The 13,838-nt window shown below is 58.4% G+C and carries 14 protein-coding genes and 1 pseudogene; 4 read left to right on the plus strand and 11 right to left on the minus strand.

Annotated features, from left to right (window positions below; genetic code table 11):
• Positions 1 to 272 precede the first annotated feature (272 nt).
• Together TZ03_RS11400 and TZ03_RS11405 are read left to right on the plus strand one after the other, a co-directional pair.
• Positions 273 to 578: a hypothetical protein gene (locus tag TZ03_RS11400; protein WP_051097698.1), complete on the plus strand. Its 306-nt coding sequence runs from the start codon at positions 273 to 275 to the stop codon at positions 576 to 578.
• Between the two features lie 161 nt (positions 579 to 739).
• Positions 740 to 952 (plus strand): cold-shock protein, encoded by a 213-nt coding sequence (locus TZ03_RS11405; protein ID WP_003250656.1) that lies wholly within the window; start codon positions 740 to 742, stop codon positions 950 to 952.
• 109 nt (positions 953 to 1,061) lie between these two features.
• On the opposite strand, the gene TZ03_RS11410 is transcribed toward TZ03_RS11405, so the two are convergent.
• Entirely contained in the window at positions 1,062 to 1,382 is a 321-nt protein-coding gene (locus TZ03_RS11410; protein ID WP_051097699.1) for an I78 family peptidase inhibitor, read from the minus strand.
• A 275-nt stretch (positions 1,383 to 1,657) separates the two neighbouring features.
• Here TZ03_RS11410 and TZ03_RS11415 point away from each other — a divergent pair, with 275 nt between their 5' ends.
• A complete protein-coding gene (locus TZ03_RS11415) occupies positions 1,658 to 1,870 on the plus strand; it encodes a hypothetical protein (protein ID WP_051097700.1) in 213 nt (70 codons plus the stop codon).
• Here TZ03_RS11415 and TZ03_RS11420 read toward each other — a convergent pair.
• The 7 genes from TZ03_RS11420 to TZ03_RS11450 all read right to left on the minus strand — a co-directional run bounded on the left by TZ03_RS11420 (position 1,842) and on the right by TZ03_RS11450 (position 8,857).
• Complete coding sequence (locus TZ03_RS11420; protein ID WP_051097701.1) at positions 1,842 to 2,810, minus strand: nucleoside hydrolase; 969 nt, start codon at positions 2,808 to 2,810, stop codon at positions 1,842 to 1,844. The genes TZ03_RS11415 and TZ03_RS11420 overlap by 29 nt on opposite strands.
• Positions 2,811 to 2,993: 183 nt before the next feature.
• On the minus strand, positions 2,994 to 3,392 hold the full coding sequence (rbsD, locus tag TZ03_RS11425) for a D-ribose pyranase (RefSeq protein ID WP_051097702.1): 399 nt from the start codon (positions 3,390 to 3,392) through the stop codon (positions 2,994 to 2,996).
• The gene (gene rbsK / locus TZ03_RS11430) at positions 3,389 to 4,297 is read right to left on the minus strand and encodes a ribokinase (protein WP_051097703.1); all 909 of its coding nucleotides are present in this window, start codon (positions 4,295 to 4,297) and stop codon (positions 3,389 to 3,391) included. Before rbsK ends, rbsD begins: the two co-directional genes overlap by 4 nt.
• A 9-nt stretch (positions 4,298 to 4,306) precedes the next feature.
• Positions 4,307 to 5,329, minus strand: coding sequence for a LacI family DNA-binding transcriptional regulator (locus TZ03_RS11435; RefSeq protein ID WP_051097704.1), 1,023 nt, complete (start codon positions 5,327 to 5,329; stop codon positions 4,307 to 4,309).
• A 4-nt stretch (positions 5,330 to 5,333) separates the two neighbouring features.
• Positions 5,334 to 6,329 (minus strand): ABC transporter permease, encoded by a 996-nt coding sequence (locus TZ03_RS11440; protein ID WP_051097705.1) that lies wholly within the window; start codon positions 6,327 to 6,329, stop codon positions 5,334 to 5,336.
• Positions 6,326 to 7,879, minus strand: a complete 1,554-nt coding sequence (locus TZ03_RS11445; RefSeq protein ID WP_051097706.1) for a sugar ABC transporter ATP-binding protein — start codon at positions 7,877 to 7,879, stop codon at positions 6,326 to 6,328. Before TZ03_RS11445 ends, TZ03_RS11440 begins: the two co-directional genes overlap by 4 nt.
• A 21-nt stretch (positions 7,880 to 7,900) precedes the next feature.
• Positions 7,901 to 8,857, minus strand: coding sequence for a sugar ABC transporter substrate-binding protein (locus TZ03_RS11450; protein ID WP_051097707.1), 957 nt, complete (start codon positions 8,855 to 8,857; stop codon positions 7,901 to 7,903).
• 403 nt (positions 8,858 to 9,260) lie between these two features.
• Between TZ03_RS11450 and TZ03_RS11455 the strand changes: the two are divergent.
• Positions 9,261 to 9,557 (plus strand): annotated as a pseudogene (locus TZ03_RS11455) (asparaginase domain-containing protein); the annotation flags it as partial.
• Between the two features lie 262 nt (positions 9,558 to 9,819).
• On the opposite strand, the gene TZ03_RS11460 reads toward TZ03_RS11455, so the two are convergent.
• The 3 genes from TZ03_RS11460 to TZ03_RS11470 are packed head-to-tail and all read right to left on the minus strand — an operon-like array spanning position 9,820 to position 13,761.
• Complete coding sequence (locus TZ03_RS11460; protein ID WP_051097709.1) at positions 9,820 to 10,275, minus strand: hypothetical protein; 456 nt, start codon at positions 10,273 to 10,275, stop codon at positions 9,820 to 9,822.
• Positions 10,272 to 12,263, minus strand: coding sequence for a hypothetical protein (locus tag TZ03_RS30065; RefSeq protein ID WP_152645418.1), 1,992 nt, complete (start codon positions 12,261 to 12,263; stop codon positions 10,272 to 10,274). The genes TZ03_RS11460 and TZ03_RS30065 overlap by 4 nt, the downstream gene beginning before the upstream one ends.
• Positions 12,256 to 13,761 (minus strand): hypothetical protein, encoded by a 1,506-nt coding sequence (locus tag TZ03_RS11470; RefSeq protein ID WP_152645419.1) that lies wholly within the window; start codon positions 13,759 to 13,761, stop codon positions 12,256 to 12,258. Before TZ03_RS11470 ends, TZ03_RS30065 begins: the two co-directional genes overlap by 8 nt.
• Positions 13,762 to 13,838 lie beyond the last annotated feature (77 nt).

Below are 13,838 nucleotides of genomic sequence, written 5' to 3' on the forward strand. Positions count from 1 at the left end.
CAAGATCCGACCTGCCTTCCTTCAAAGGAAGCCTGCCTCACAGTGGCAGAAGCCTTTCGGCTTGTCAGGGACGAACCAGAGTGACTGGAAAGTAAAAAAGCTGCGAGCTGCACGTTGTCAGCTGCAAGCCGGGCATGCTAGCACGCGGGCTGGACGCCAGGCAGAAATATTTGGAAATTACGCCGCAGCGGTGAACTAACGCGGAAAAATTCCTATCAGACCTTGGGAAGCAACCTACTCTTGATGAGACCTAACCCAAGGAGTAACTGGTTATGCGAGTTCCGTCTCTTCTGGCCCTGGCGGCCGCTGGCGCCCTGCTGCTGCCCGTGGCTGCGAACGCCGGCAACTTCCCTGCCGGGAAGGAGGCCGCCTACATGACCCAGTGCACGCAAGTGGCCAGCGGCCAGGGCGTTGACGCTGCGACCGCGAAAAAACACTGCGAATGTGGCGCGCAAGCCATCAAAAAGAATTTCACAGACGCAGAAATTGCCGACCTCGACAGCAAGGATGGTGTTGACGCCAAGCTGATGCAGAAGGCCCAGACGGTCGTGAAACAGGCCTGCGCACCGAAGAGCTGAAACCTTAAAGCCAGGGCAGGCCAGCCATTCTTTGCGCTGGATCAATATCCTGCGAAGGTAAAAGGCGCTAGATGCGCAGAATTAGACTATGATGTGTCCCGTGCTCCGTAGCCTCGGCCGCATTGCACCACTGAAAAACTTAATGTTCTGGAGATTCACCCATGTCCAATCGCCAACAAGGCACCGTCAAATGGTTCAATGATGAGAAAGGCTACGGCTTCATCACCCCAGCAGGCGGCGGCGACGACCTGTTCGTACACTTCAAGGCCATCGAATCTGACGGCTTCAAGAGCCTGAAAGAAGGCCAGACTGTTTCCTTCGTCGCCGAGCGCGGCCAGAAGGGCATGCAGGCTGCACAGGTTCGTCCGGAGTAATTCGGATAGCTGTAAAAAAACCCGTCCTTGTGGCGGGTTTTTTTATGGGTGCAGCTTTTTGTAGGAGCGGCCTTGCGTCGCGAAAGGGCCGCTCCCACAAAGTATGCGGTCAACCGCAGTTGACGCGCGTCACCACACCTTGCTCATCCACATTCAGGTTCAAACGCTCGGAGCGGTACTCCAGGGTGACCACATCGTGCGGCTTGAGAATGCGCGCCATCTGCGAGCCACTGGCCTTGCGCGCCTGCTCCAGCAGCTCGGCGCTGGCAGGCTTGCCAAGGGTGAAATCGGCGCCGCTGGCTTCGCAGCGGCCATCGTTGCCGGCAGGCGCGGCTGGTGCAGCGCCGCCGCCAGCGTTGCCACCAGTGCTGCAACCAGCCAGGACAGCAGCCACCGCCAAGGTTGCCAGATAAGCACGGGTACGGAACATGAAGCCTCCTAAATCGGTCCGGGAACTGTCTGATCCGACAGCTCCGCTCATTATTTGTTGCAAAACCGGTCAAGTCTGCCTGAACTCGACCACCGAGGCGAAAAGCAATCGTGACTGGATTTTGCACAACCCGCTGCGTTTGCCATATGCTTAAGCCGCAAGGTTACTGACGCAAAGTCATGATTTATTGCCAGAAGTGGAGCGCACCCCGCCTCCATCGAACACCAGGGTCAGGTGTTCGCCCCTTCGTCCCGGGCCCCAAGCGAGAGCCTTTCATGAGCAGCCATAGCATCGATGCCGATATCAAGGTCAAATGGGCCGAAGGCCAGAGCGCGTACAGCCCTGGCACGCCGGAAGAGTTGCTATTGATTGCCATCGACCTGCTGGTGCGCGATCGCGGCAGCGAGGCAGCACGCAGCTTCATCGACCAGGTGTTCGAGCGCTACGCGCCGCATACGGCTATTCCAATCGCGCCAAGCGGGTACTGAGCAGGTCGAACAGGCCCTGGGCATCGCCCTGCTCCACCCACATCACATTGGCGGGCTGCTTGAGCACGCCATGCCAGTCGGCAACAGTCTGGCCGAAGCTGGAGCCTTCGCGGCTGTCGATGCTCATATGGATGCGCCGGCCGCTGAACAGCTCGGGCTTGAGCAGGTAGGCGATGACACTGGCGTCATGCACCGGGCCGCCGGGCATGCCGTACAGGTCCATGTCGTGGGTGATGTACGCGCTGAGGATATCCACCACCCGTTTGCTGGCCTGGTTGTTCACCGCCGCCAGTTGTTCGAGGCGAGCGTCGCTGGTCAGCAACTTGTGGGTGACGTCGAGCGGCAGGTAGGTCAGCGGCACACCACTGGCCAGCACCACTTCAGCAGCATGTGGGTCAGCGTAGAGGTTGAATTCCGCAGCCGGGGTGATGTTGCCGCCGTTGAAGTGGGCGCCGCCCATGACCACCACTTGCTTGATGCCTTTGGTGATGTCCGGGCGCTGGATCAGCGCCAGGGCCAGGTTGGTCTGCGGGCCTAGCATGGCGATGGTGATGCTGTGGGGCTTGGCAGCGCCAAGGGTGTCGACCAGGTATTGCACGGCGTTGCCTTGGGCCAGGGGCGTTTTCGGCTCGTGGACGGGTACACCGGTGAGGCCTTCTTCGCCGTGGACATCGGCGGCGTAGATGGGTGCGCGTACCAGCGGGCGGCCTGCGCCGGCGTATATGGGGATATCTTCACGGCCGGCCCATTCGCAGGCCAGACGGGCGTTGCGCGAGGTTTTTTCCAGAGGCACGTTGCCGGCCACGGTGGTGATGGCACGGATGTCGAGTTCATCGGGTGAGGCCATGGCCAAGAACAGTGCGACCACGTCGTCGGCACCGGGGTCGGTGTCGATGATCAGGTCGATGGGCGCGGCCTGAAGGGTGGTGGCTGCAGCCATGAAGGCGATTCCTTGTAGTAGAGGTTGAGCATAGATGGCATTCCTATTGCCTGGGGTGGTTTCTGGGGCCGCTTTGCGGCCCAATCGCCGGCAAGCCAGCTCCCACCAGGGATGTCGTCAGCCTCAGAAGTGGCGCTGTACCTGTGGGTGGCTTGCCGGCGATCGGGGGCGCAGCCCCCGCTTTCAGAAGGTCACACCGGAGATGAGGGCAATGTTGCTGTAGGGCTGGCACTCACCAGTGCGCACCACCGCACGAGCACTACGCGACAGTAGCTTGAAATCTTCATGGCTCAGCCATTCCCGCTTGCCCAGCTTGCCCTTCAACCGCTCGATCTCGACCAGCGCGGGCGGCACCACTTTCTGCATCTCTTCGGCCAGCACATGCCGCTCCACCTGCAATTCGCTCAGCACTACCCGCAACACGCTGGCGAAATCCGGCAAGCCAGGCGTGATGGCCAGGTCGACCAATTCGACACCCGGCGGCACTGGCAGCCCAGCATCGCCGATCACCAAAATGTCGCCGTGCCCCATGCCGGCAATAATGCGCGACAGCGCGACGTTCAGCAGCGCGGTTTTCTTCATGGCGTAAGCTCCGCCAGGTAGGGAATCGACGGCTGGGCGCCAGCACGGGTGACCGACAACGCCGCGGCGCGCTGGCCGAAGGCGATAGCCTCGCCCTCCTCCAGGCCACGCACCAGGCCAGCGGCAAAACCGCCGATGAAGGTGTCGCCGGCCGCAGTGGTATCCAGCGGCTGCACCACAGGTACCGGAAAATGCTGATGGCCCTGGGCAGTGACCAGCAAGGCCCCTTGCGCACCCAGGGTAATGATCACTTTGCCCGCCCCCAGTTGCAGCAAGCGCTCGCCGGCAAGCCGGGCGCTGCTCTGGTCGGTCACGGCCACGCCAGTCAAGGCTTCGGCCTCGCTTTCGTTGGGGGTGAGGTAGTCGATGTGCGCGAACCAGTCCGCAGGCAAGGGGCCAGTGGCCGGCGCCGGGTTCAGAATCACCTGCTTGCCCAGCTCACGCCCCCTGGCAAGGGTCCAGGCCACGGTGTCGGTCGGGACCTCCAGCTGGCAGATGATCACTTCTGCCCCCTGTAGCAACGCATCGAAGCGCTGCACAGCCTGCGGTGTCAGCAGGCCATTGCCACCGGGGATGATGACGATGCAGTTCTGGCTGGCAGCATCCACGGTGATCAGCGCCACACCGCTGGACACCCCCAGGCAGGTGTTGACGCCCTGGCAATCGATGCCCTCCGCATCCAGGCCCTGGCGCAGTTGCTGGCCGTAGGCATCGTCACCCACGTTGCCGATCATCGCGACGCTGCCCCCAAGCCGCGCCGCGGCCACGGCCTGGTTGGCGCCCTTGCCGCCCGGCACGGTGGAAAAGCTTTCGCCGGGGAGTGTCTCGCCGGCCCGGGGCAGGCGTTGGGCGCGGGCCACCAGGTCCATGTTGAGGCTACCGACTACCACGACCTTGGCACTCATGACATTTCCTTAGCGGTAATCGTTGAACAGGTCCGGGCGCGGCCCGGTGGACTCGCGCAACACAATGCGCGGGGCGACGATGCGTTGCTCCGCGGCGCCCTGCCGGGGTGTACCGATACGCGCCAGCAACAGTGAAGCGGCACTTTCGCCTAGCTCGCGGATCGACTGGCCCACCGTGGTCAGCGACGGGTACACATAGCGGCTGAGCTCGATGTCGTCGAAACCGATCACCGACAGTTCGGCAGGAACGTTGATATTGCGCTCGGCCGCGGCACGCAGCACGCCGAAACCGATCATGTCGTTGCCGGCGAAGATCGCCGTGGGCCGCTTGCCCTCCAGCAACTGCGTTGCCGCACCATGGCCACCCGGGCTGGTGAAGTCGCAGTGCAGCACACGGTTGCCCAGCACCGGCACAGCGGCCTCGGCCATGGCACGGCGGAAGCCGCTCAGGCGCAGCTGGGTAACCCCGGTCTCGGCGGGGCCACCGATGTAGGCGATATCACGGTGGCCAAGCTCCAGCAGGTGGCGGGTAGCCAGGTAGGCGCCCTGCTCATGGTCGATGCGCACCAGGTCGGCATCGACGCCCTCCAGTTCGCGGTCGACGATGACCATCGGCGTGCGCACGCCGGCCAGGCTCTGCAGCAGGTCGCTGTCCTCGCCCACCGAGGCCACCACCAGGCCGTCGATGCGTTTTTCCAGCAGCACCCGCAGGTAGCTGCGCTGCTTCTGTGGGTCGTCGTCGGAGTTGCACAGGATCACGCAGTAGCCGTTGCGTTCGCAGGCATCTTCGATGCCCCGCGCCAGCTCGGCGAAGTACGGGTTGACGCTGTTGGGCACCAGCAAACCGATGGTGGCCGTGCTGCGCGCCTTCAGTGACCGCGCCACGGCACTGGGCACATAGTCGAGTTCGGCGATGGCGGCTTCGACTTTCAGCCGTACCTGCTCGCTGACCGGCCGGGTCTTGTTCAATACATGGGACACGGTGGTGTAGGAAATGCCCGCCAGTGCCGCGACGTCTTTGATGGTTGCCATGTTTTCAGTTCCGCCGGCCTGCACGCCGGCTACGGTAAGTGTCGAGCACCACGGCGATGACGATCACCGCCCCGGTGATGATGCGTTTGGTCGGTTCGCTGGCACCGATCTGCGCCAGCCCTGCGGCCAGCACCGAAATGATCAGCACGCCGAAAAAGGTGCTGATGACCGAGCCGCGCCCGCCCATCAGGCTGGTGCCGCCGATCACCACGGCAGCGATCACCTGCAACTCCAGGCCGGAGCCGGCATTGGGGTCGGCCGCTTCCAGGCGCGAGATCTGGAACAGCGCGGCCAGCCCGGCGAGCAGGCCCATCAGGGCGAACACCAGCACTTTGTACGGGCGCGGGTCGATACCGGCCAGGCGCACCGCCTCTTCGTTGGTGCCGATGCCGATCAGGTAGCGGCCAAACACTGTGCGGGTCAGCACCAGCTGGGCCAGCACGATCACCAGCAAGGCGATGATGAAGGCCGGCGAGATACCGAATGCGATGGGGTTGGAGAACCAGGCGTAGGCATCGCCGATATAGGCGGTGCGCGAGTCGGTGAACTGGTAGGCCAGGCCACGGGCCATTTCCAGCACGCCAAGCGAGACGATGAACGAGGGGATGCGCCAGGCTACGGTGACGCCGCCGGTGATGCTGCCCGCCAGCGCGGCCACGGCCATGCCCAGCAGGGCCGAGGGCAGCACGCCCCAGCCCCAGCCAAGAATCGCCACGCTGACTGTCGACGCCGCCAGGGCCAGCACCGACCCCACCGACAGGTCGATACCGCCAATGATCAGCACGAAGGTCATGCCCACCGCCAGCACCATCAGGTCGGGAATCTGGTTGGCCAGGGTGCTGAAGGTGTTATAGGACCAGAAGTGACTGCTGAGGAACGAGAACAGCACGATCATCGCCAGCAACGCGCCGGCCAGGCCCAGGTAGGTGCCCAGGCCAAAATAGGTGCCACTACGGCGCACGGGAGCGGCACCTTGGCTGTCGAGCGGAGTGGTTTTCATGCATCCATCCTGGGGGCTGCATCGTGCAGCAGTGCGTCACGTTTCTGATAACCGGCAAAGGCGGCGGCAAGCAGCTGGTCCTGGCTCCAATGGTCGCGGTCGAAGGTGTCGATCAGCCGGCCTGCGGACAGCACCGCGATACGGTCGCAGATCAGCATCAGCTCGCGCAGGTCACTGGACACCACCACCAGAGCCTTGCCCTGGCGCGCCAGTTCGGCCAGCAGGCCGTAGATGTCGAACTTGGCACCGACGTCGATGCCACGGGTCGGCTCGTCGAACAGCAATACCTGGCAATCGCGCTCCAGCCAGCGGCCGATCACCACCTTCTGCTGGTTGCCACCGGACAGTTCGCCCACCACCTGCTGCGGGCCGGCACTGCGGATGCGCATGGCCTGGATCTGGCGCTCGGCCAACGCCCTTTCCGCCTCGCCATCGAGCATGCCGGCCCGTGATACCGCACCCAGGTTGCCCAGGGCGATATTGGCGCTGATCGACTGCGTCAGCAGCAGGCCCTCGCCCTTGCGATCTTCGGTGATCAGCGCGATGCCGGCCCGTACCGCGGCCTTGGGCGAATCGATGGTTACTGGCTGTGGCGGCTGGCCGAGCGCGATGCTGCCGCTGTCGGCGCGGTCGGCACCGTAGATCAGGCGCAACAGCTCGGTGCGGCCCGCGCCGATCAGGCCGGAGATACCAAAGATCTCCCCTGCCCTGACATCGAACGACACTTCACGCACTTTGTCGGCACGGCTGAGCTTGTCGACCTTGAGCAATGGCGCACCAATCTGCCGGCGGCCCAGGTCGATATGCTCGCCCAGCTCGCGGCCGACCATCAGGTTGACCAGTTCGGCGCTGCTGTAGCGCTGGATCGGCTCGTCGCACACCAGTTTGCCGTCGCGCAGCACGACGATGCGCTGGGCCACGCGTTGCAGCTCTTCAAGGCGGTGGGAGATATAGACGATGGCCACGCCACGCTGGCGCAGTCGCTCGATCTGGGTGAACAGCAGCTCCACCTCGCGCGCGGTGAGCATGGCGGTGGGCTCATCGAAGATCAGCACATGGCAGTCGCCGATCAGGTTGCGGGCGATCTCGACCATCTGCTGATGGCCGATGCCCAGCTCGCCAACCTGGGTGTCCGGGTCGATGGCGTCGAGGCCAACCTGGGCCATGGCCGCCGTGGCCAGCTGGCGCAGGCGCTTGTGGCTGATCCAGCCGAAGCGGCTGGGCAGATTGTCGAGGAACAGGTTCTCGGCCACGGTCAGCGTGGGCAGCAGGTTCAGCTCCTGCATCACCATCCGCACGCCCAGCCGCTCGGCCTCGCTGCGGCTACCGGGCGCATAGGCCTGGCCGCGGTAGCTCATGTGCCCGGTGCTAGGTGTTTCCAGGCCACTGATGAGTTTGGACAGGGTGCTCTTGCCCGCACCGTTCTCGCCGGTCAGGGCCAGCACTTCGCCGGCCCGCAGGTTCAGGCTGACCTCGCCGAGCACCGGCTGGGCGTAAGTCTTGCCCAAGCCGCTGGCGGCGAGTATCACTTCATTGGCCGACGCAGGCATGGCCGTTTCTCCTGCCAACGATCAGGGCTTGGTGATGAGCTGGACCGGGGTCTGGATGACGTTGTCGGCATCCACGTCGGGCTTCTCGCCGTTGACCATTTTCAGCGCCGCCTGGATGCCATACACCGCCTGCTGGCTGGCCGCCTGGTCGAGGGTGGCGAGCACCCGGCCATCGGCGAGCATGGGCTTGATGGCGTTAATGTTGTCGTAACCCACCACTTGCACCTGGCCGGTCTTGCCAGCAGCACGCACGGCCGACACGGCACCCAGGGCCATGCTGTCGTTGCCGGCCAGCAGGGCCTTCAGGTCGGGGTATTCATTGAGCATGGAGGCGGCGACGGCGTTGCCCTTGTCGATTTCCCAGTTGCCGCTCTGCACCGACACGATCTTCATCTGCGCGGCGTCCATGGCGTCCTTGAAGCCAGCGGTGCGCTGCTGGGCGTTGGTGGTGGTCGGCACGCCCTCGATGATGCCGACCTGGTCGCCGGCCTTGAGCTTCTGGCTGGCCAGGTAGTCGCCGACCAGGCGCGCACCCTTGCGGTTGTCGGGGCCGACGAAGGGTACGCTGATGCCTTTGTTCTTGAGCAGTTCCGGGTCCAGGCGGTTGTCGATATTGATTACCACCACGCCCTGGTCCATCGCCTTTTTCACTGCCGACACCAGCGCCTTGGAGTCGGCCGGAGCGATCACCAGGGCCTTGGCGCCGGCATTGACCATCTGTTCGACGATGCGGATCTGCTCGCCGGTATCGGTCTCGTTCTTGATGCCGTTGGCGATCAGGTCGAACTCATCGGCATGGGCTTTCTGGTAGTCCTTGGCGCCATCTTCCATGGTGCGGAAGAACTCGTTGGCCAGTGACTTCATGACCAGGGCGACCTTGGGCTTGTCTTCGGCGTGGGCGGCCGAAAACGGCAGGGCGAGGGACAGCGAGGAAATGACAGCGAGGGCCAGCAGACGACCGGGGAACGGCAGTTTCATGGACGATGACTCCGAATCTTGTTTTTTTATCGGATCGCAAACGTTTGCGTTACCTAACTATGGAAACAAGACCGAGGTTTGTCAAATCCGTTTGGCTTTCGCAGGTCACCGCACTACTGGCGCAGATTATCCAGATTTTTCCGAAAAACCGAACACCTTTTCCTATGCTTGTTCGGAATTGCGAATGTAACACTTCCCCATGCAGGAGCGGCCTTGTGTCGCGATGGGCTGCGCAGCGGCCCCGGCGATATGTGCTGTAACGCTGAAATCTGGGGCCGCTACGCGCCCCTTCGCGACACAAGGCCGCTCCCTCATCAGCCGTGCGCGCAAGCTGGTATGAAACGTGCCTGAAGCCCTGCGCGACACAACAACCATCTCACTAGGAAGAGAGAGAACAATAACGATGAATGCCGCACTGAAAACCTTCGCCCCCAGCGCACTCGCCCTGCTGCTGCTGCTGCCCACCACCGCTTCGGCCAAAGAAGCCGAAACCCAGCAAAAACTGGCCAATGTGGTCATCCTCGCCACCGGCGGCACCATTGCCGGCGCCGGTGCCAGCGCCGCCAACAGCGCCACCTACCAGGCCGCCAAGCTGGGCGTCGACAAGCTGATCGCCGGCGTGCCGGAACTGGCCGACCTGGCCAACGTGCGCGGCGAGCAGGTGATGCAGATCGCCTCTGAAAGCATCTCCCAAGAACACAGGTTTGCGGCCAACGGACGGACAGTCCTCTAGCCCATACGCCAGGCGGGCTTCAGAAAAAAATGAGGTTGTCCGTAGCGTTGGATGCTTGTGTCTTTAAACAGAGGAGAAAGGACGCCACATTGGAACCTGGGACAAAGACGCGAGATGTGCTAGACGAAAAAATTGATTGAGATGCGAGAGAGAAACGGGACCAGAACTACGTTTTTCTTCAAAGCCCCGCAATGGCCATTGCCACAAAAACTACCCGAGTAGCGACATCTCAGAATTTATCCTTGCCTATGTTTCTCATGAGCTTCTGTCGCGCATACAGATCAAAATTTGCGATGCTAGAGGGCTTCTCCACACCATCAACCCCGAAACTCATTTCGACCAGTGCCAGCTGTAAGTTGAGTACCCTAGAATGGCTCTCGTCACGCTCGATAGTTAACTGCTCATAAGACTCTCGCAGCTTTTTATTTTCGCTTCTTGCAGCTTTCAACTGAGTGCTAAGCGAACGGTCAATCCTCTCCCCCGCCGAGTTTACATTATTATTGAATGACTCAACCTCGGAGATGAATATAGGATAACGAGACTTCTTAAGAGCAGAGGGATCCTTGCCCGCCTCCCTAGCAATGTTCGCCAAATTAGGAGGCGCCATTTTACCAACACGCAATGCTTTACCCTCGACAATACGCCTGAAGGCCTTCCGATATTCGAACTCAGCATTATCTTTCATGTGCCATCCTCAACCAATACAACATTAATCAAGCGCTGAGTAAACTCACGCTGTGCCTTCAGCGCATCTTTTCTAGGGCTATCCCCCGGAGCCTCTTCAAGCTGATCCTCCAGCCAACTATCAAGCTTGGTAATCAACGGCAAATTTTCCTTGGACGCAAGCCCAGACGGACACTGATCACAAGCCAGGACGTAGTCTGCGCTCCCGTACTCACAGTGCTCGGTGTTTAGGCAGACGCCCAAAAGCGTTTCCTTAACAACCATTTCACCGCTTCGCCCCATTTGAGCCAGTTGCTTCAGGGTTTTTCCCTCCATGAAGCTAATAGCTCGTTGCTTATGTAGCGGACTGATCAACGAAACGAAAGTAGGACTCTTCAGTTTAGCTGCTTTACGTGCCATGGTCTCGTAAGCAGCCTCAATATATTCCTCCTTGGCCAACGCGTTGAAAGCGAGTCCTGAATAATTGCGACCGTAATACATCGCCATACTAAGATAAAGATGCTTGGCCTGGTACTGCATGGATTGCGGCGACACCACCTCGGAAAGAGAGGCATTAACCATCAGAGTTCTTCGGTACTGGTGGAAAGCGAATGACCATCGTTTACCAACTGCAAATCTCTTAACATTTAAATCAGGATTGACAGAGACAGCCTCCCTGAAATCCTCATCGCTAATGACCAGATCATTTGGCAAAAACAAAATAGGGCATTGCCTGTGAAGCTCAGAGGCACCTATAGCTTTGCGGATAAACGTAGGAACTGAACTAATTCCTCGGAAATCTTTCGACCAGGGCTCATAGCTTCTGGACACCAAATAAGGATTAGAAACCTCATCTGGTGCATGATCTATTCCCATTGCTACAGCTATCTTCATCCTCAACTTAGCGATAGAACTCATAGCAGTGATAGCTTTAGCGACATCCTCGCAAGTCACCCAGCGGGCATCATCATCCTTAATAGTCTTTGTCGTTTCCCCGCTGATAAAATAAACCATTCCCCGATCGGTGAGTTTTGCTTCATAGCAGTCGATCCTAAGATCATTGATTTCATTCTTTCGCATCCCACTCAAGCTGGCTATACAGGTCGCCCCAACCAAACAAAGAGAATTAAAAAACGATGACAGACTTGATAAATCAATTTTAACCGAGTTACTTGGCCGACGAGACATCCACTTCACCAGCGTAGCTTTTACACCAAAGGTTTCAGCAAGACAGTCAAACGAACCCAAGAAAAATTTATTTCTAGGGTCGGTTGGCCTTATCAATTTTCCAGACCAAGTGCGCGGATCACCGTTATTTTCCACATAGCCAAGCCAAAGGCAGTCGAATAGCCCTTCAAACGAAGATGCCAACGAACTGTAGTCGTCCAGCATCTCAAACGAACGAAGCAAGTGAAGATCATGAATACGGGACGGAATATAAGGAGTCTGGACCGAATTCCTGCTTTTCCCCGCCCAAAAAAGCTGCGAAATCTGTTCGAGAGTCAATATCTTGAATCCCAAAGCTTGTTGATGATCATAGACACCTCTAAGCATTGTCACATAATGACCACCTAAAGGCCCAACTTCATCAATGAACGCCGAGACCAAATGAGGAAACCGATGCAAATCCGCTACGGATATCTGATAATCAGAACAAAATTTTAAGAGCCTTCGCAACCTACCGTATTGGGATACCAATGTTGAGGGGCTGATACTAGCCGGAATAACCCACATAAGCAAAATCAAGACGAGCTTGAAATAGTAAGCATCACCACTAGACAACCACGGTGAAACCCTTCGAAGATCTGACGGACCAAAATTAAACGTGGTAATTTTTCCAACCCAAACATCCATAGTCCAATTGACATCCCCAAACCGAGACAGCACATTCCCATTCCGATCAATGCATACGGGAAAATCATCAGCGGGTGGAAATTTAGCAAGCTCGCGATTTGAATCATTCAGCGGTGGATCTTCCATCGTGACATTTGAGCCCATAGGTCTAGCCATTGAATCTCACCTCAATTAATGCCCTATAGTTTTCATGAAAATCGCGCTCAGCTATCCTAAGATCGGCTTCTTCACGCCAAGCCTGGCACTCATCGCTTAGGCCTGCAAAATCGTCCATAATTTGATCAAGCCGCTCTGTAATTGATTGCTGAGGAGAGCCATCAACATCTTTCGAAAGAGGGATGAGCTGATATTCCGAGTATTTGAGATAGCGGAAAGTTGCCATGGACCAGATATAATCGAATGACTGGACACCTTGATAGTGTTCACAAAAAAGGCAGCCCGTCGGGTTGATACAGTCTGGCGTGACGGCGCTTCCTTTACGCGGCGTGGGGTTACTGGGGACGCATTCGCCCTCAAGAATCGCGGCACGAGCGGCCTTACGTTTTGCGAAAAGTGAAGAAAACTCGTAGGCAGCAATGTGATGATTTGGCTTCGAGTAGTTCCGCACCATCGTTCCGACAGTGTGCTGAGCAGCGTCCGCAACCATTTCGGGGTCGTGAGTTTCACGCAGCATCCAATTTACGCGTTTCTCCCGCAGTGACTGGAGGGTAATGGGTTTCCTACCACCGTCGATTAGAAGGCTCGCGAATATGGATTGCCTGTACTTCATCGCTCGCTTTTCACCCTTCACGAGAAATGGAAACAGATAGTCACAGCCTTCGGGATACGCCTCCTTCAAAAAACGCAAATACCTTTCAAAGTGAGTTCTGTACTCCGAAAAAATCATGAACTCCACTTTACTCCCCCGGCGAGGCTTAAATGCAGTTACACGATACCCGCCTTTCCAAGTAGTGCAGCGGTAGTCTTCCAGGGGCAAATCGTAAGCAGGAGATACGTTCATGCCGGTTTGCGCAATGAACAAGTTAAACTCAGCATGCACCCGAATATTCAGGACTGACGCTCTGGTTTTGACGTCACCACTAAGTCGCAACCTTTCGCGAGCCAAATGATATTTTCTAATACTCTCAGCCGAGCGCTCACCATCTTGCAATAACAGATCTGGAGCCCGTAAGTTCCCCCAGTATTCATGAATCGTTCCATCAGAGTGCCGGATTTTTATAGGCAGCTCACCCAAACAAGCTTCAAGACTAAATGCGTCAATTACGTTTAAAACGTCGGCCCCAAACTCAAAGCTATCATTTAGGTCGCTCTTGTCGACCTTCATACGCCCCGCCAAACCACGGCGCTTTAGTTCAGAATAACTGAACGCAGTTCTAAGCAATCCTTCAGGTAATTCCAACGCACCCTGAATTATGTACCGAATATCAGCATCCTGACTATAGGCCGTTTCCGCTGACATTGAGCATGCGCCCTTCAGCACTTGGCCCCACAGGTTACGGCTATAAGCCTCATAGCAAACGCCAACATTATCAGAAGTCAGATCCATGTCGAGCTTGTCGTATTCTGTGTAGAGTTTCCTTAGCGAGAAAACCTCACCAAAAATACTGGTGCGAGTGCACGTTTGGAACCTTCGTTCAAAATACGAATGAAACATGCTTACGAGGTGCTGCCTCTGGATGCGCGGCGCTCCAAGTTGGCCAGACTCAAGCTTACGGATAACAGCGCGCTGGT

The organism is Pseudomonas sp. 10-1B (assembly GCF_000935045.1).
Taxonomy (GTDB): Bacteria; Pseudomonadota; Gammaproteobacteria; order Pseudomonadales; family Pseudomonadaceae; genus Aquipseudomonas.